This is a genomic window from Frankia sp. ACN1ag (assembly GCF_001414035.1).
Lineage (GTDB): Bacteria > Actinomycetota > Actinomycetes > Frankiales > Frankiaceae > Frankia > Frankia torreyi.
This window is the reverse complement of the sequence record NZ_LJPA01000006.1, coordinates 263002-280524: the sequence shown is the minus strand read 5'-3', so window position 1 is coordinate 280524 and position 17523 is coordinate 263002. Positions and strand designations below refer to the sequence as shown.

10 protein-coding genes and 8 pseudogenes are annotated in these 17523 nt (G+C 71.4%); 14 read left to right on the top strand and 4 right to left on the bottom strand.

What is annotated here, in order from left to right:
- From UK82_RS07740 to UK82_RS07690, 14 genes and pseudogenes are all read left to right on the top strand, one after another.
- Positions 1–197 (top strand): annotated as a pseudogene (locus tag UK82_RS07740) (IS4 family transposase); the annotation flags it as partial.
- Positions 198–594: 397 nt separating this feature from the next.
- Positions 595–1293 carry a response regulator gene (locus UK82_RS07735; protein ID WP_055406741.1) on the top strand — a complete coding sequence of 233 codons (699 nt, stop codon included), beginning with the start codon at positions 595–597 and terminating at the stop codon, positions 1291–1293.
- 141 nt (positions 1294–1434) lie between these two features.
- Complete coding sequence (locus tag UK82_RS07730) at positions 1435–1776, top strand: aldehyde dehydrogenase family protein (RefSeq protein ID WP_055406740.1); 342 nt, start codon at positions 1435–1437, stop codon at positions 1774–1776.
- 62 nt (positions 1777–1838) lie between these two features.
- A complete protein-coding gene (locus UK82_RS07725; protein ID WP_055406739.1) occupies positions 1839–2660 on the top strand; it encodes a mycofactocin-coupled SDR family oxidoreductase in 822 nt (273 codons plus the stop codon).
- 123 nt (positions 2661–2783) lie between these two features.
- Positions 2784–3221, top strand: a pseudogene (locus UK82_RS36450) (ABC transporter substrate-binding protein); the annotation flags it as partial.
- Position 3222: 1 nt separating this feature from the next.
- On the top strand, positions 3223–4412 hold a 1190-nt coding region (locus UK82_RS07720), incomplete at its 5' end, for an ABC transporter substrate-binding protein (protein ID WP_236705620.1).
- A gap of 110 nt (positions 4413–4522) precedes the next feature.
- Positions 4523–5455 (top strand): ABC transporter permease, encoded by a 933-nt coding sequence (locus UK82_RS07715; RefSeq protein ID WP_055406770.1) that lies wholly within the window; start codon positions 4523–4525, stop codon positions 5453–5455.
- A gap of 2 nt (positions 5456–5457) precedes the next feature.
- Positions 5458–6006: pseudogene (locus tag UK82_RS41385) on the top strand (ABC transporter permease); the annotation flags it as partial.
- Position 6007: 1 nt separating this feature from the next.
- A pseudogene (locus UK82_RS36440) lies at positions 6008–6249 on the top strand (ABC transporter permease); the annotation flags it as partial.
- A complete protein-coding gene (locus tag UK82_RS07705; RefSeq protein ID WP_055406737.1) occupies positions 6246–7937 on the top strand; it encodes an ABC transporter ATP-binding protein in 1692 nt (563 codons plus the stop codon). The pseudogene UK82_RS36440 and the gene UK82_RS07705, both read left to right, overlap by 4 nt.
- Positions 7822–8338 (top strand): annotated as a pseudogene (locus UK82_RS07700) (nuclear transport factor 2 family protein); the annotation flags it as partial. The gene UK82_RS07705 and the pseudogene UK82_RS07700, both read left to right, overlap by 116 nt.
- 1 nt (position 8339) lies before the next feature.
- Positions 8340–8520: pseudogene (locus UK82_RS36435) on the top strand (hypothetical protein); the annotation flags it as partial.
- A gap of 121 nt (positions 8521–8641) precedes the next feature.
- A partial coding sequence (locus UK82_RS07695; RefSeq protein WP_255354256.1) for a nuclear transport factor 2 family protein occupies positions 8642–9129 on the top strand: 488 nt, incomplete at its 5' end.
- 77 nt (positions 9130–9206) lie between these two features.
- Positions 9207–9847 (top strand): annotated as a pseudogene (locus UK82_RS07690) (TetR/AcrR family transcriptional regulator); the annotation flags it as partial.
- Between the two features lie 115 nt (positions 9848–9962).
- Here UK82_RS07690 and UK82_RS07685 read toward each other — a convergent pair.
- From UK82_RS07685 to UK82_RS42465, 4 genes and pseudogenes are all read right to left on the bottom strand, one after another.
- Positions 9963–10202: a hypothetical protein gene (locus UK82_RS07685; RefSeq protein ID WP_055406734.1), complete on the bottom strand. Its 240-nt coding sequence runs from the start codon at positions 10200–10202 to the stop codon at positions 9963–9965.
- A gap of 82 nt (positions 10203–10284) precedes the next feature.
- On the bottom strand, positions 10285–11727 hold the full coding sequence (locus UK82_RS07680) for a DUF6519 domain-containing protein (RefSeq protein WP_055406733.1): 1443 nt from the start codon (positions 11725–11727) through the stop codon (positions 10285–10287).
- A gap of 2315 nt (positions 11728–14042) precedes the next feature.
- Complete coding sequence (locus UK82_RS07670; RefSeq protein WP_055406731.1) at positions 14043–17102, bottom strand: putative baseplate assembly protein; 3060 nt, start codon at positions 17100–17102, stop codon at positions 14043–14045.
- A pseudogene (locus UK82_RS42465) lies at positions 17099–17522 on the bottom strand (putative baseplate assembly protein); the annotation flags it as partial. The gene UK82_RS07670 and the pseudogene UK82_RS42465, both read right to left, overlap by 4 nt.
- Position 17523 lies beyond the last annotated feature (1 nt).

Genomic DNA, 17523 nt, shown 5'->3' with positions numbered 1-17523 from the left:
AGCAGGAGGTCTGGGGCGTCCTGCTGCTGCACCGGGCGTTACGGAAACTGATCCACGACACCGCGCTGGTCGAAGGGATCGACCCCGACCGGCTCTCCTTCACCCACACCGTCAAAGTCGTCCGCCGCCAAGTCGTGCGCCGGGCGCTTTTCCCCCCTCCGCCGGACGGCCCGGATCCTGGCCGCGGTGACCGCTGAGATCGCCGAACACGTCCTACCGAAACGGCTCCGCTCCCACCCCCGCGTCGTCCGACGCACCAAACGCACCCCGTTCCCCGCCAAGAAGCCGATCGACAAGCACCTCGCAGGACCGCCGCCCACCGTGGTCACAGTCCTGATCCGAACCTAAAGTTCCTGGTATTGTGCCCGTGCTCCGCGGATGGAGGGTGCGGACACGGCCGCGACACCGGGACTTCGACCGCCGGTTCCGCACAATCGTCGGTCGAACTTTGACGCATTTCCGACAACCGGCGGATGCATTCCAGGGCTTACTCTGTGAAAATACGCACCACTCNAGACGGGAAAATCCGACGGACTATTAGCCCGATGCCACCCCCTGCCGTTTCGCCCACCAGACCGTCCGGAGCCGCGACGCATGCCTGACGAGCCGATCCGCACCCTGATCGTCGACGGTGACACGCGGCTGGCCGAGAAGCAGGGCAGCTATGTCGATCAGATTCCCGGATTCGCCGTCATCGGCATCGTCCACAGCGGCGCCGAGGCCCTGGACTTCGTCTCCCGCGGTCGTCCGCATCTCGTACTGCTCGATCTCCTCCTGCCCGACACGACGGGCGTGGAGGTGTGCCGCACGCTGCGCTCCCGGGGCGCCGCGCTCGACATCATCGCCGTGACCTCGGCCAGCGACCTCGCGACGGTCCGGGCAGCGCTGTCGTACGGGGTCGTCCAGTACCTGGTGAAACCGCTCAGCGCCGCGACTCTGCGCGACCGTCTCCACCGGTTCGCGACGGCGCACCGCGAGATGGCGGCCACTCCCCCACGTCATCTCAGCCAGGGGGAGGTCGATCGCGCGCTGGCCGCGCTCCGGCCGCCGGCCACCCCGGTCGCGGACCAGCCCAAGGGCGTGTCCGCCACGACCCTCGACTCCGTCGTGGCCCAGTTACGGGCCAAGACCGTGCCGGCCTCCGCCGAGGACATCGCCGCCGCGATCGGAGTGTCTCGCGCCACGGCCCGCCGCTACCTGGAGCATCTGGCCGTCCATCGGCTGGCGATCCGCTCCCATCGCTACGGCCGGTGCGGCCGTCCCGGGAACCTGTACCGCTGGCAGGGGGCCTAGGGGCTCCCTGCCACTCCAATTTAATCGACCCTCGGGTTGATATTAATCCCCGGGATTGTTACCAATGTCACGGAGATGCGGGATCATCGCCGCCCCCGACGACAGGAGGGTCGATGATCGACCAATCGCAGCTGATCATCGATGGTGAGCTCGTCGCCGACGCGGGACCGGCCGACGAAGCTCGTCTGCGACGGCAACCGCTCGCCGCATCACGACCGCGGTTTCTACGTCGAGCCGACGCTGTTCGTCGACGTCGATCCCGATGCCCGCATCGCCCAGGAGGAGATCTTCGGCCCGGTGGTGACGGTGCTCCCGTTCGACGATGACGACGACGCGGTCGCGATCGCGATCGCCAACGCCCACTGGCTCGCCCCGGACTCGCCGTTCGGCGGCTACAAGCAGAGCGGTCTCGGCCGGGAGAACGGCATCCCCGGCTTCGAGTCCTTCCTGGAGATCAAGACGATCGGGTACCCGCCGGCCTGATGCGAGCCGCCTGCCGGGGCCGACGTCCAGTTCACTCGTGATGAGAAGGCGCAGGTAGCGACGTGGGTAAGTTCGACGGCAGGGTCGCCTACATCACCGGGGTCGCGCGTGGCCAGGGCCGCTCGCACGCGTTACGGCTGGCCGAGGAGGGGGCCGACATCGTCGGTCTCGATCTGTGCGCGCCGCTCGACACGGTGCCCTACCCGATGGCGACGGAGGAGGATCTCACCGAGACCGGCCGGCTCATCGAACAGCTCGGCCGAACCGCGGTCCTGCGCAAGGGTGACGTGCGCTCCCGGGCCGACCAGCAGATCGCCTTCGACGCCGGGGTCGCCCAGCTCGGGCACGTCGACATCGCGATCGCCAATGCCGGCGTGATCATCTCCGGCAGTGATCACCCGGACATACAGCAGGTGTGGGACGACGCGCTCGGGACGATGCTCACCGGCGCCTGGCACACCCTTCAGCTCGCCGCCACCCACATGCGCGAACGCCAGACCGGCAACATCATCGTGACGAGTTCCGTGGCGGGGCTGAAGGCGTTCACCGATGGCACCGCCGGCGCCGACGCCTACACGGCGGCCAAGACCGCCGTGGTGGCCCTGGTCAAGGCGTACGCCGCCCTGCTGGGCCCGGACAACGTCCGTGTCAACGCCGTCGCCCCGACCGGGGTGAACACCGCGATGGTGGTGGCGAACCCCGCGCTGTTCGAGAGCATCGGAAGCCTGCCGCACCTCGCTGCCGCGATGCAGAACGCGCTTCCCGTCGAGCTGATCGAACCGCGCGACGTCAGCGAGGTCATCGCCTTCCTCGTGTCCGACGAGGCCCGCATGATCACCGGCTCGACCATCGCCGTCGACGCCGGCTCGATGGCCCGCCCCTGACCGGGGCGCGGTCCGGCGGCCCGCGCAGGGACGTCGATTGACAGCCCTGACGCGCCATCTCTACCATCAGGTTCACCGTTTTGCACTCATGGTGCATCCAAGTGCACCGCCGGGGGGATCTGGATGGTCTGGGTGTCTGGGCGCCGACGACTCGTGGGGACGGCGGCCGCCGCTGTCGCGCTGGCATTGCTGGTGAGCGCGTGTGACTCCGGCGAGAGCAGGGCCAGCGCCACCACAAACGGCGCCGGGAAGCCGGCAGCCGGCGGCACGTTGATGTTCGCGGTGGCCACGGACTCCGGGTGCGTCGATCCGCAGCAGACCGGCACCAGCGCCACGGTGGCCGCGCTGCGCCAGGTGGTCGATTCGCTGGTCGATCAGGATCCGAAGACCGGCAGGATCGTGCCGTGGCTGGCCGAGAGCTGGACGGTCAGCCCGGACGCGACGTCATTCACCTTCCACCTGCGGTCCGGGGTCACGTTCAGCGATGGCACGCCGCTGACGGCTCAGGTGGTCAAGGACAACTTCGACGCGGTCGGCGGGTTGGGTGCCTTGGCGGTCCAGNCCGAGTCGTACCTGAGCGGCTACGCGGGCACCACGGTGGTCGACAACCTCACCGCCGAGGTCACGTTCAAGCAACCGGATGTGGCTTTCCTGCGGGCGGCGTCCACCTCCACCCTCGGGCTGGTGTCCGGGGCGACCGCGAAGAAGACCGCGGCGCAGCGCTGCCGGAACGGGGCGATCGGGACGGGGCCGTTCACGCTGTCGTCGTACGTGCAGAACACGTCGATCACGCTGGCCCGGCGGGCGGACTATGCCTGGGGATCGCCGCTGTGGACCAAGTCCGGCGCCGCCTACCTGGATAAGATCGTTTACAGGGTGGTTCCCGAGGAGGGCGTGCGGACCGGCAGCCTGGCCTCCCGACAGGTCGACATCGTCCACGGCGTCGGCCGGGCGGACGAGGCCGCCGTCAGGGCCAGCGGGGCGACGCTCGCCACCTACACCAGGCCTGGTGTCGGCTTGAACCTCGGGTTCAACAACAGCCATTCGATCGTTTCGGACGTGACCGTCCGCCAGGCGCTGATGGTCGCGATCAACCGGTCGCAGATCGCCGCCAGCCTGTTTCCCACCGGAACCCGCGCCTCGACGAGCGTCCTGGCCGCGACCACGCCGGACTTCGAGGATCTGAGCTCGGCGGTGACCTACGACCCGGCCAGGGCCAGGCGGTTGCTGGACCAGAACGGGTGGACGGCCGGCAAGGATGGAATCCGAGCCAGGAACGGCACCGCGCTGCGGCTGAACACGGTCTGGTTCGCCAATGCCGCGACCTACCTGCCGGCCCTCGAACTCATCCAGCAGGAACTGAAGGACGTCGGCGTCGAGCTGGTGCTCAAGGAGCTGCAGGTCTCCCAGTTCTCGCAGCTGCTGAAGACCGGCGACTTCGACCTGTTCTGGGGTGGCGACTACAGCAGCGCCGATCCGGACGCCCTACGGACGCTGTACTCGACGAAGCTGGTCAACTCCTACCGGATCCCGGCCACCGAACTCGACCCGATCCTCGACCAGCAGGCGGCCGCCGTCGACCCGGATCGGCGCGCCGCGCTGGTCAAGCAGGCCCAGCAGCTGATCGTGAACAACGCCTATGTCATCCCCGTCGTGGACAACGGGGCGATCTTCGGCGTGGCCAAGGACGTGCACGGGCTGCAGTTCGGGGCGCCCGGTGACATTCGACTGCATGACACGTGGAAGAGCTGACCACTGCGTCCCGGCCGCGGCCGCCGCGGCCGCCGGACGTCACGGAACCCCTGCCGGCGAAGACGGGGCACCCTGCACGCCGATACCTGGCGAGTCGGGTCCTGCACGCCATGGGCGTGGTGTGGGCGGCCTACACGGTCTCATTCCTGATCATGGAGATGCTGCCAGGTGATCCGGTCGCCGCGATGGCGGGCGCCGGGCTGCAGCTGCAACCGATCTCCGCGACCCGGTTGGCGCAGCTGCGTCACGAGTACGGCTTCGACAAGTCCGTGCCGGCGCAGTACCTCGACTATCTGAGCAACGCAGTGCGCGGCGACTTCGGCGACTCGGCCGCCACCGGCCATCCGGTGACCTCGATGATCGCCACAGCCCTGCCGTCGACGCTCACGCTGGCTGCCGCGGCGCTGGTGCTTGCGGTGGCCGGTGGGGGTGGCCTGGCGCTGGCGGCCACGTACACCCGCCGGCGCTGGCTCCGGCAGGTGCTGTTGTCCCTGCCTTCGGTCGGCATCTCGCTGCCGACCTTCTGGGTCGGACTGATGCTGGTCGAACTGCTGTCGTTCCGGGCCCGGATCTTCCCCGCCTTCGGTAACCACGGGCTGCGCGGGCTGGTCCTGCCCGCGGTCACGCTCGCAATCCCGACCGCGGCACTGATCGCGCAGGTACTGGCCACCAGCCTGCTGACCGCCCTGGACGAGCCCTACATCCAGACCGCGCGCGGCAAGGGAGCCAGCCGGCTCCGGCTGCAGGTGCGCCACGCGCTGCCGAACGCCTGCCTGTCCACCCTGACCGTCACCGGACTACTCGTCGGACAGCTCCTGGCCAGCGCGGTCGTCATCGAGACCGTCTTCTCCCGCGACGGACTGGGACGGATCACCGCCGAGGCGGTGACCATGCAGGACATCCCCGTGGTCCAGGGCATCGTGGTGCTCAGCGCGGCGGTCGTCGTGGTCACCAACCTGCTGGTCGACCTGGCGTACCCGCTGCTCGACCAGCGCATCACGCTCGGCCGTCGCGACATGACCGTCCCGCTGGCGGCGCGATGAGCGCCCGCCGGCCGGGGCTGGCGATCTCGATCGCCGTCGTCGTGCTGGTCGCGGTCGCGGCCTGCTGGCCGAGCCTGCTCACCGCGTCGGACCCGCTGCACGCCGACCCCACCGCGCTGCTGCGCCCGCCGAACGGACGGAACTGGTTCGGCACCGACCAACTGGGCCGCGACCAGTTCTCCCGCGTCGTGCACGGTGCGGCGTTGTCGCTGCGGGCCACCCTGATCGCCGTCACAGTCGCCTTCGTCGTCGGTGGCGGGATCGGACTGATCGCCGGTTTCGCCGGCGGTCGGGTCGAGGGCCTGCTCATGCGCATCGTCGACGTGCTGCTGGCCATTCCCGCGCTGCTTCTGTCGTTGGCGCTGGTCACCGCCCTGGGTTATGGCACCACGAAGATCGCGTTCGCAGTCGGCCTGGCCAGCGTCGCCGGGTTCGCCCGCGTCGCTCGGGCCGAGGTGCTGAAAGTGCGGCAGTCCGTGTTCGTCGAGGCCTCTCGTGCCTCAGGGTCGGGCTGGTCCAGCGTGCTGGCCCGCCACGTCCTGCCGCACGCCNCCGGCCCGGTCCTCGCCCTGGCCGCCCTGGATGTCGGCAGTGCGGTGCTGTCGGTCTCGGCCTTGAGCTTCCTCGGCTACGGCGCCGCCCCACCCGCACCGGAGTGGGGCAGCCTGATCTCCGACGGCCGCACCTACCTCGCCGGCGCCTGGTGGCTGTCCACCCTGCCCGGCGCGACCGTCGCCGCGCTCGTCCTGGCCACCGGCCGAATCTCCCGGGCCATCGACGGCGCAACCCGATGAACACGGACAGAAACGGGCCGACCAGCCCGCAGGAAGATCTGCTGCTGGTGGTGCGGTCGCTGTCGGTGTCCTACCGCACCCCCACCGGGCCGCTGCGGGCGGTCCACGACGTGAACATCGACCTGTCCCCGGGGCAGACGCTCGCCCTGATCGGTGAATCGGGGTCGGGTAAGACGACCACCGCGCACGCGATCGCCGGACTTCTGCCACCCGCCGGCCGCATCGATGCCGGGCAGGTGCTCTTCGGCCGCCACGACCTCACCAGCCTGCCCGACCGGCAGCTTCGGGCGCTGCGCGGTCGGCACATCGGCGTGGTGCCGCAGGACCCGGGCGTGGCGCTCAATCCGATCCGGCGCGTCGGCGCTCAGGTGGCCGAGGTGCTGCGCATCCACCAGCTCGCCCACCGCCACGACGCCGCCGTCCGCGCCGTCGCACTGCTTGACCAGGCCGGGGTGCCCGACGCCGAGCACCGGGCGCGGCAGTACCCGCACGAGCTGTCCGGAGGGCTGCGTCAACGAGTCCTGATCGCCATCGCGCTGGCCGCCGGACCGCGGCTGCTGATCGCCGACGAACCCACCAGCGCGCTGGACGTCACCGTCCAGCGGCGCATCCTCGACCACCTTCAGCACCTCGCGAGCACCACCGGGACGGCCATCCTGCTGGTCACCCACGACCTCGCCGTGGCCGCCGAGCGCGCCGACCGCGTCGCCGTCATGACCGCCGGGCGCATCGTGGAAGCCGGTCCAGCCCGCGAGATCCTCACCCGCCCGTGCCATCCCTACACCCGCGAGCTCCTGTCCAGCGCACCAAGCCTGCTCACACCGCCGAGGTCACTGCCCCACGCCGCACCGCCGCCCCCGACCGGACCGGCCGCCGTCCCGCTCCTGACCGTCGAGCGCCTCACCAAATACTTCCCGGGCGGCGCAGCCGGTGGCGGCCCGGCCGTCGACGGCGTCGCCCTCACCATCCAGCCCGGCGAGACGCTTGCCCTCGTCGGGGAATCCGGCTCCGGCAAGACCACCACGGCGCGCATGATCGTTCGGCTGCTGCCCGCCAGCAGCGGACGGATCAGTCTGCACGGCCAGGACGTCACCACCGCCCGCGGCGCGGCGCTACGGGCTCTGCGGCGCCGCGTCCAACTCGTCTACCAGAACCCCTACGCCTCCCTCGACCCCAGGAACACCATCGCCCAGGTGATCTCCGAGCCGCTGCGCGCCTACCGCATCGGCACCCGCGCCACGCGCCGGACCCGGGTCGAGGAGCTGCTCGACCGGGTAGCCCTTCCCGCCGCACTGCTGGACCGGAAGCCGGCCGAACTCTCCGGCGGCCAACGGCAACGCGTGGCGATCGCCCGCGCCCTCGCCCTCGAACCGGAACTGATCGTCTGCGACGAGCCGGTTTCGGCTCTCGACGTCTCCGTCCAGGCCCAGGTCCTGGACCTGCTCGCCCGCGTCCAGGACGAGACCGGTGTGGCGTACCTGTTCATCTCCCACGACCTCGCCGTCGTCAGCCAGCTCGCCCACCGCGTCGCCGTCATGCAGGCAGGACGCATCGTCGAAACCGGCCCCACCGGTGCGGTGTTCACCCGTCCCCGCCACGACCACACCCGCGACCTGCTCGCCGCCGTTCCCGGCGCGAGCACCGCTCTCAGAGGAACCAAAGGACCGCACACTCGTGACAAGCCCTGACGCCGCCACACCCGACACCGTCACAGCCGACACCGCCACAGCCGACGCCGCCACAGCCGACGCCGGCACAGCACCAGCCGGCGGCGCGGCCGCCCGCCTCGCCCGGCTGGAGGCCGAACGGGACATCCAGCGCACCTTCGTCCGCTTCTTCCGGCTCGTCGACACCCGCCGGTACGAACGCATCGCCGCCGAATGCCTCACCTCCGACGCCGATCTCGACTTCCACCTACCGGCGCCGCATCGGCTGCGCGGCCACGACGAGTTCACCCGGCACCTGCTCACCGCCGTCGCGCCGCAGTTCCAGATGGCCGCGCACGTACCCGGACTCGCCGTCGTCGACTGGGACAGCAGCGGTCAGCCCCACCTGTCGGCCTACGCCACCGGCTGGCACTGGTACACCGNCCACGCCCACCTCGGCGACCTGCGCCCCGCCGACTGGACCACCGTCGGCCTGGTCGAGGACGTCTACCGCCACCGCGACGGTCGCTGGCTCATCGCCCGCCGACGCGTCACGGCCGTGGCCGGGCTGGTCGCCGCCGGCTCGCCCCCACCGCCACCCGCTGACCCCGCCCACACCCGCTGACTGCGCCGACCCCGATCGGCCGCCGACCCACCTTCCCCATCGATCTCGCCGACCCGCCGTCGCCAGCGACACCAGACCAGGGAGTCGAGCACCATGACGACCGCCCTCGACCGCCTCGACNCCGAGCGCGCCATCCGGCACACCCACTTCCGCTTCTTCCTGCTTGCCGACGCCGGCCGGTACGACCTGCTCGGCCAGCGCTGCTTCACCCCCGACGCCGACATCGAATACCGGATCATGCCCGGCCCGCCGCAGCGCTTCGCCGGGCGCGCCGAGTTCGTCGACTTCATGCTGGCCGGCCGGCCACCCGCCACCGCGCACCACCGGATCATCGGGCCCGCCGCCGCCCACACCAGCGCGCCGCCCGACATCGACTGGAGCACCGGCCAACCCCGACTCACCGGCTACGCCACCGTCTGGCACTGGGCCGCGACCCAGACCCCCGGCGGGCAGCAGCGGCCGGCGGACTGGACCACCATCGGGCTCGTCGACGACACCTACCGCCGCCACGACGGCGAGTGGCTCATCGCCCGCCGCCTCATCACCCCCGCCGCCGGCCTCGTCGCCACCGGCACCGCCCCGGGCCTCGGCCGGCCCACACTCCGATGAGACCCCCACCGGTCGGTGACCCTGGCCGCCGCAGCCGTTGTCGGGCCTGACGATCGAGGCATTGCTACGGTGGGCGCGTGACGCGTCGAGGGCCGGAGCAGGTCACGAAGGCCGCAGTGCCGCGGGGCCGGCTGGACAAGCGGCAGGCGATTCTCGACGCGGCCTTCGACGTGTTCGCGCGGGAAGGTTACGCACCGGCGAGTGTCGAAACGATCGCCGCGCAGGCCGGCGCGGCCAAGCACACGGTCTACAACCACTTCGGCGACAAGCTCGGGTTGCTGCGCGAGGTGATCGCAGCAGAGGCGGAACGCACGTTCGCCCGGAACATGACCGCTCTGAGCGGCCTGCGCGAACCGGTGCGCGACGTGCGCGCGGCGTTGGAGGCGGCGGGGTTCCGGCTGCTGCAGTGCTTCAACGACGACCGATCGGCGGCGCTGCGGAGGTTGGCGTATGCGGAGGTCAGCCAGGCTCCGGAGCTGCTGGACCTGATCCAGGGCCGGGCGGTGGACGCGGTGACCGACGCCCTCGCGGATCGGCTGGCGCGGCTGACGGTGGCGGGACAGTTGAGCGTGAGCGATCCGGGCGAGGCGGCCGAGCAGCTCAAGGCGTTGCTGGTGGGGCCGATGGAGGGGCGCTCACGGATGGGCACCCGCCATGTGCCCGACGCCGAACTGCGCCGGGTGGCGCGCAGCGCGGTCGCCACCTTCCTGCGAGCATTNGGCCCCAGCCCAGCGGCCTGACTCGGGCCCGTGCCGTCGACTCACGGAAGTCCGTAAAGGCGACGAACACCCTCCTCCTGGTCCCCGAACCACCGCCGGGTTCCCTCGACGCCATCAGTGGCGCTGTCCGCGGCCCATCGCCCACCCCTGTGCGGAGTTCAGAACACCTGCGAGGGCGAGCGCCAGCTCTTTCGGCAGTCGGTCCAGCAGAACGCAGGAGCTGAGCGCGGCGATGATTTTCCCACGGTTGGCCGCGTAGAACTCCTCGCAATGTCGCCGCCCGGCGTCGCCGGAGACAAGGTGGCCCGAGGCGAAGGCGTCGGTGCGAAAATGGTCAGCGAACGCGGACGCCACCCAGTCCTGCGCCTCGTACCGCTCGTCCTCGCGGCTGGGCGAGGACTCCCGGGCCGGGGCGCGGCGGGCTGACGCGCCACGCTCACGGCAGGTCCTTGACCAGCGGTCCGAACACCTTGCGCAGGTCGACGGCCCCGTTGTCGTTCGTCACGATGGCCAGGGGCGCGTAGTGGTGCTCGACACCGCGCGCGGGCAGAGCGATCGGGTCGTCGTTGTCCGTCGGCCAGATAACGGAGCCGGTCTCCGCGCGGGCTGGGAAGACCCAGTAGTCGCCGACGTGGTAGGCGTTCGGCTCGGGAGGATCGGGGCTGGGCTCCTGGAACTGGATCTCGATGCCGTCCTCCACCCGCAGCCATCCGGAGTCTCCCGATCCCTCGAGCACGGCGAGGTCGCCCGGTCCGGCCGGCGCCACGCCGAGGCGCTGATCCCAACGTCGGACCTTGGGATGCCAGGTGTCCTCAGGCTCGACCAGCGGGCTCTTCGCCGTTGTGGGATCGATCAGCAGCCGGTCCGGCTCGATGGACGCCAGTCTCACCAACGGTCCCGGACGTCCGGCCCACTCGTAACGGTCATCGGTCAGCTCGACCCAGTCGCCGGGAGCGAAACCGTGGACCTTGTCCCGCACGCCGGTGACGACGAGCGCCTGTCCTTCCAGCCCGAGCCAGTCGGCCACCACCGAGCCGTTCTCCCTCGACCACACGAAGGTCGCCTTGCCGCGATCCTGCGGGTTGACCGAATGGATCTCGACCCGGTAAAGCTGGTTCTCCGTCCGCCGGTACCCCGCGTCGGGAGGTGCCAGGCACGGAGCGTCGGAGCGGGGGTCGGGTTCGGCGGTCCTGACTTTGAGCGCGGGAGCGCGGCCGGCGAGCCGATACCGCAGCTCGCGCAGCGGGAAGGCGGGCTTCCACGCGTTCAGTGCCTGGAACGACCTGTCGTCAGGAAGGCCGAGCCAGCGGTCGTCGTCGCGAATCTGCCTGGTCTGGACCTGCCAGATCACGCGGGCGCGGGTGGCGGTGTCGGCTCCCCCGAGGGCGACCTCCCGCACGCGCGGGTCGTCCAACGCGGTGACGTGCTGCTCCCAGACATCGAGGTACACGAGGTACGGCGGCTTCGGTGCCGGCGGGGAGGAGTCCAGCAGCCACGGGGAGAACGGCTGGTCCTCCATGCGCACCCCGACGGCCGGATCGGGGACGGCGCCGGCGGCCGCGTTCCAACCCGGCGCCGGGTTCACGCACCGGATGCCGTCGACGTAGTACACGCCGGCGCCGATCGTGACCGCGCCGTCGTCGCCCACCGCGACGCCGAAGCCGAGCCTGGTCGCCTCGGGCCACCGTCCCACCGCGTCCGGCGTGTCGGCGGGGCCGCCGTGCGGCCCGATGAGGTCGGCCATCATCCGCCGCTGGCCGGCGACGAGGGCGGTGACGCTGTCGTTCCAGTCACGGTCGAGCAGCACCCTGCCCTGCTGCATGAACACCTGGCTGTAGACGTCGTCGGCCGCCCAGAATGCCGAGAAGTCGCCGCGCATCACTGTCTCCCTCGCCTGACGCTCACTCGCCTGACGCTCACTCGTCTGATGTGGTCAGGTCACCGCTACTACGGCGACGTCGACACGGGCCGGGCTGAACTCGCTCAGCCGCGCCCGCAGGTTGGCCAGTCGCTGGGGCTGGTACAGGTCGTGGAACGCGCCCACCTCGGCCTCGTCGTCCGCGCCCTGGGTGATCTCGGTTGGGCAGCCGTCGGCGAGACGGGCATAGCCGTAGGACCCGTAGCGCTCATCGACGAAGCGAGGCAGGACCCGGGCGCGTTCGGCCGCGAGCGCGGCCGCCTTCGCCGCCGAAGACCCCAGAGCCGCGAAGTCCGCCCGCGACCGTAGTGACGCCTCGACAAGGTCCGGCTGGCAGTCGCGGCGGGGCGGGGTCCGGGAGCCCGGCGGGACATAGCTGTTGTCGATGGCGCCGAACTGTGAGCGCGCCACCCGCACCTGACCGGTGAACACGCAGTTGCTCGCGAGCCTTATCGCGTGCGTGAGCACGGTTCCGAACACCGTGGTGTCGCGCAGGCACACGGTCGCGTGCGCGAGCGGCCAGTTGGGGGCGCCGATGGCCTCCCGCGTCGAGCTGGTTGCATCGATCACGCTGCCGGTGATGGTGATCTCGACGGGATCGCTGGTCGCGGCGCGCTCGTAGACCTGGATCGATCCGACCACGCAGCGCTCGATGCTGACCGCCGCGTCGGTCAGGTACAGCTCGAGGCTGGGCGCCGCCGGACGGCGGGGCTCGCGGTCAGAACGCAGGTCCCAGCCGGGGACGAAGGTGCAGTGGCGCAGTTCGACGCGCGTCAGCGAACCCTCGACCCGCAACGGGCGGCCGGCGACGATCACACCGTCGAGCCGGAAGCAGCCCCCGTCGGCTCCGCCCGAACGGCCGGCCTCGGCGCGCACCCTCGGCGCGTCCGCGGCGCCGGGGGCCCGGTCGATCGGGTACAGCACGGGACGTCGTCCCTCGGCGGCCCGGATCTCCAAGCTCTCGCCGACGCGCAGCCGGATGTCGAGGACGTCGGTGTAGACCTCGTTGTCGGCGATCTCGATGACCGCGCGAGGGTAACGGCCTCGCACGGCTTCCCACTCCTTCAGCGCCTCGGCCACGCTCGCGNCCGGCTGGCCGAACGCGCCCTCCCGCTCGTTCTGCTCCACCCGCGCTTCCCGCTGCGCCGGCCCGGCCGGTGGACGGGGATCGCCGGGCGCCGTGACGCGCAGGTCAGGCAACGGGTACGGCTTGCGCACCACCCTGTAGAAGGTGTCCGTGCCCGGTTGCGGCACGTCCCGGGGATACTCGCCGCCACCGAGGTCGGCGGAGAAGCCGTAGTGGTAGGTCACCCAGACCCGGCTGGGTGGCGACCCGGGCGCGAACGCCATCCGCCCCAGCTCCGGGTCCACCGCGACCACGGCATGCTCGCCCGGGCCGTAGGACCATCCGCTCAGGTCGGCGACCGCCACCTCGGCGGCGCTCAGGGCGCGGCGGCGCGCCGTGGGGCCCTCCCCCGTCTCCACCTCGATCTCGAACGCGCGTCCCGGACCGTAGAAGGCGTCCAGCCCACGCGCCAGCGCCCACCGCCGGATCGGGGTCGGCGGCCCGTCCCCGGTGAACAGGGCGGTGTCCGCGCCGATGACACTGAACATGAACGAGCCGGCGCTGACCTCCTCCAGGCAGACAGCCGGCGCGGCGGTCACCGCATAGGCGGGCACCCGCCAGACGAACACACCAACGTTGGGGATGTTGTACCGGCCCGGCTGATGGGCGGACGAGATCCGCCGGACGTCGACGACACGTGCGGTGGGGTCGAACGGGCCGTCGATGGCCTCGGCCAGTCCGGCGCGACGCACATCGATGGCGCGCCCGCGCTCGGGATGCCAGTGGTTGACGTTGGGGAACACCGCGAGCGACCGGTAGAACTCCACCGCCCTGGCGGGCCACCCCGCGACCGTGCCCGCCAGTTCCTCAAGCAACGACAGCGTGCCCTTGCGTCGGTGCGCGCCCATCGTCGCCGCGACCTCGCGGCGCGGCGCGAGCGCCCGTGCCAACGCTCCCGTCGCGCCGGCGAGATCACCGGCGCCCCCCACCGGCCGCCAGCCGATCAGCTCACCGAGATACGGCACGACCCAGTCCTGGCAGGTCTCGATGAACCAGTTGTCGTAGAGCCCCGCGATGTCGTCCTCGACGATGTTGACCTGCTCGGCGACAACCCGGAGCAGGTCGCGCAGGGGATGGCCGATCGCGGAGTCCCGGACCCGGTAGACGGCGGGCAGCAGCTCGTAGAGGCGATCGATCCGCTGGTCGCCGGTCATGTCAGCTCCTGGAGGATCAGCGTGTCGGCCACGGCAGGACGCAGGATCACGAACTCCGCGGGCTGGATCGGCGGCGCGGACTCGCCGCTGGGCTGTCGTCTCGTCGGCGGCGGCATCGACGCGGGCGCGGCGCGCACGACCGCGCGCAGCGCGGGGGTGGGCACCGTGGCCGCGACCAGCTCGCTCTCGCCGTACCCGTCGAAGCCGGTCAGCGTGACGTGGTCGACGCCGGCGACCGAGTGCATGACGCGCAGGACCTCGGCCTGGGCAACGCCCTGGCCGATGACGCGGCGATCCGGACCGAACCCCTCGGCAAGCCTGTTACGCAGCGTGGCCTCGACGACCTCCCAGCGGCGGCCGGCGCCGACCCGCACCCCGGCGACGATCACGAGGGCGCGCAGGGCGCGTGCGCCGACCTTGACCGGTAGATCGGCGTCGCCAAGCTCCACCAGCGCCCGGAGCAGGTTGCGGGTCAGTGCCGAGTCGGGGGCGATGGGCGCGTCATCGATCCCCGCGATGGTGACGTGCACGACCTGGCGCCGGCCGTCGGACACCAGTGCGGCGCTCGCGCTGCCGACACCGGCGAAGACCCGGGCGAAGTCCTCGTAGTCCTGGACCGAGACGAGACGGTCCAACGCCCGGACGGTCAGTGGCGCGTTGCTCCGGATCGCCTCGAGGCCCTCGCGGTCCACCCCGCCGGTCGCCGGCAGCGGATTGGTGACCTCGCGGACTCCGAGCGGGCGCGAGGTCGCGACCGTGATCCTGCCCGCGCCGACGTTGCCTGCCGCTCCCAGGCCACTACGGTAGGTCGCGCGGATATTCTCCACGCCGGTCGGTGGCCGGGCACCCCGCGCGCCGTCGCCGAACACGACCGACGTCTGGCCGTCGTCCTCGGCGCGCACGACATAGCACCGATCGGTCGGACCGGCGTCGAGGAAGTCGTCGACCTCGCTCCAGGCGACGTCGTTGACGTACACGTTCAGCGTGCTCGCCGCGCCCGTCACCGTCGGCGCGGGCAGGTGGGTGACCGGCGGTTGCCGGAGGGGAAACGTCTGGAACGGGGTGCGCGCGTCACCGGCGCCCAGGACCTCGGTCCTGCTGTCACCGTCGCTGGCGGGCGTGACGTTGCCATGCACCACCACGCTGGCGCGGCGGTAGCGGTAGGCGAGCGGGGTCGACAGCCGCAGGAAGGTGTGGACGGTGTCGCCTGGCAGCTCAGGGTCAGGGTTGACGGGCGTCTGCCCATCCTCCTTGCCGGTGGGCACGGGTTTCGGGGCGTACTCGCCGATCGTGGCGACCCGCTGCTCGACGGAAGCGACCATGGCGAGCTCGGCGCCGGGAACCGGGACGGAGAGGTCCGTCCGCTCCCCCGCGACGATCACCCAGCGGCCGGGCTCCAGATCGGGCCGAAGCTCGGCCAGCTCGATCAGGTCGTCGGCCACGTCGACGTCGTCAAGTGAGGCGTCCGCGAGCGCCAGTGGTGTCGGCACCGCGTACACCCGTGCCGAGCGGATCACCTCCACGAAGCGCATCGACCGTTGCGGCATGTGCGCGCTCGGCGAGTTCGGGTCGTCGTCGTCCAGGCGGCGCGGCCACGTGACGCCGTCCGGAAGGGTCACCTTCGTGACCTTCATGGTCATCCCGAGTGCGCTCACCAGAACCGTGTCGGCCTGGGCAACGGTCGTGACCGCCAGGGTGTCCTCGAACGCGATCGCGATAGTCCCGCCGGCCTGGATTCCCGGATACTCACCGTCGAGGTAGAGGTGCCCGGACGGCAGATACGCGCCGGGCTGGCCGATCCCGAAAACCTCCTCCGGCGAGGACATGATCTCGTTGACGTCCAGCGGGTCGACGTAGCGGACCGTTCCGTCGTTCACCCGGGTCGCCACGGGCACCACGTTGCCGAAAAGCCCGGCGCTGACGCGCAGCCTGTCCGCTGTGGTCGCCCTGTCCCGCTCGACGGTGAGGCCGCCGACCGCGACGGACAGGCTGTCGGACAGGGCTGGGACGAGCACGCCGAGCAGCTGCGTGACGGCGGCCGACCGCCGGCCGTAGATCGCGGTCACGTCCCGACGCAGCTCGAGCGGGCTGGGCGGCGGAATCGACGCCGGCTTGGTCAGGTCCCGCACGAGGCCGTCGAGCGCGAAGCGGCCCAGGTCGCCCCTTTCCGGGGAGTCCGGCGCCCGCTCGAGGAGACCCGCTGTCCGCCGCTCGGCAGTCCTCACGACCAGTCCCGCGACGCCCATAAGAGCGGGGAACACCGCGTCGGATGGGCCGGGTGACAGCGTGACGACGGTCGTCGCCGTCGTCAGATCCGGCACCGCGGTGGCGACCGTGAACAGCCGGTGCGCCGGGCCTGACCCCGCGCCCGCCCCCGCAAGAGCGGCGGTGACCAGGACATGGTCGCCGACCCTCAGGTCGGTGACGCCCGCGAGGGTGAACGGGCGGGTGGGGTCGGCCAGCTCCCCGGCGGTCAGCGGCTCCGGACGTGACCGACGGACGGGCAGGCTGTTGTAGCCGGCGCGAGCCTGAAGCGTCAGTGCCGTCTCGAAGGTCCTTGGCAGCTCGGCCGGCCCAGGAACGCTCTGGACCTTGCTTCCCGCCGGGATCACGGCGGTCTGTCCGGCGTCGACGGTGTACGCGAGATAGGTCGTCGCGGCCAGGCCCGGGCGCGGGCGATATCCGATCAGGCGGGCCAGCTCGACGAGGGAGAAACGCTCCGTGGCGGTGCGAAGGTAGCCCTCGGTGGCGATGCGCTCCTGGTAGAAGGTCAGGACGTCGGCTACCGTCGCCCACCCGTCGAGCAGCGCGATCGCGAAGTCGTCGCCGGTGCGCGCGCCCGCGATACCGCTGGGACCGGCCCCGCCGACAGGGGAATCGTGGTCGGCCGGGCCGGGTCTCCGAAGGCCCTTCAGGTCGGGGTCGGACAGCCGCGCGAGCATCGCGCGCAGGAACGTCGCGTGCGTCCCGGCCCGGTAACCGATCGCGTCGAGGCCAGCGCGGTTGTGGATGGTCGGGCGTTCCGCCGCGCCGCCCCCGCGGCCGGAGCCGGTCATGACCCGCAGCCCTGTTCGATGCGCAGGACGCCGTGCTCGGGATAGGCGGGGTCGTTGTCCAGACGCGGGATCTCGGCCGGACCGAGTGTCAGGGTGCCGCTGGCCGCGACGTCGGCCGAATCCGGGTCGCCATGCCGGCGCAGTGTCGTGACGACGGCGTTGAGCACGCCCGGCACGGACGCGGCGACGGCGACCAGCCGGCTGGCGTGGACCCCGTCCCCGAAGGTGAGCGCGTCCCGGTGCAACAGACCCCGCCGGCCGGCCGGGAGCGTGCCGGCCCCCAGCAGCGCGAGGATCTCGGCGCGGGCGTCGGCGAACCGGTGGTGAGCCGCGATCTCGATCGCGATCGTCACGTCGATGCCGACCTCGACCGCCGGACGCACGGCCACGTCGTGGCCGACGCGCCGGTAGAGCTCGAGGN

Bases quoted from the DNA above. Each gene is read 5' to 3' on its own strand.
- UK82_RS07735 (WP_055406741.1), top strand. From the start codon at position 595: ATGCCTGACGAGCCGATCCGCACCCTGATCGTCGACGGTGACACGCGG.
- UK82_RS07730 (WP_055406740.1), top strand. From the start codon at position 1,435: ATGGTGAGCTCGTCGCCGACGCGGGACCGGCCGACGAAGCTCGTCTGC.
- UK82_RS07715 (WP_055406770.1), top strand. From the start codon at position 4,523: ATGGGCGTGGTGTGGGCGGCCTACACGGTCTCATTCCTGATCATGGAG.
- UK82_RS07705 (WP_055406737.1), top strand. From the start codon at position 6,246: ATGAACACGGACAGAAACGGGCCGACCAGCCCGCAGGAAGATCTGCTG.
- UK82_RS07680 (WP_055406733.1), bottom strand. From the start codon at position 11,727: ATGCGCGGCGACTTCTCGGCATTCTGGGCGGCCGACGACGTCTACAGC.
- UK82_RS07670 (WP_055406731.1), bottom strand. From the start codon at position 17,102: ATGACCGGCTCCGGCCGCGGGGGCGGCGCGGCGGAACGCCCGACCATC.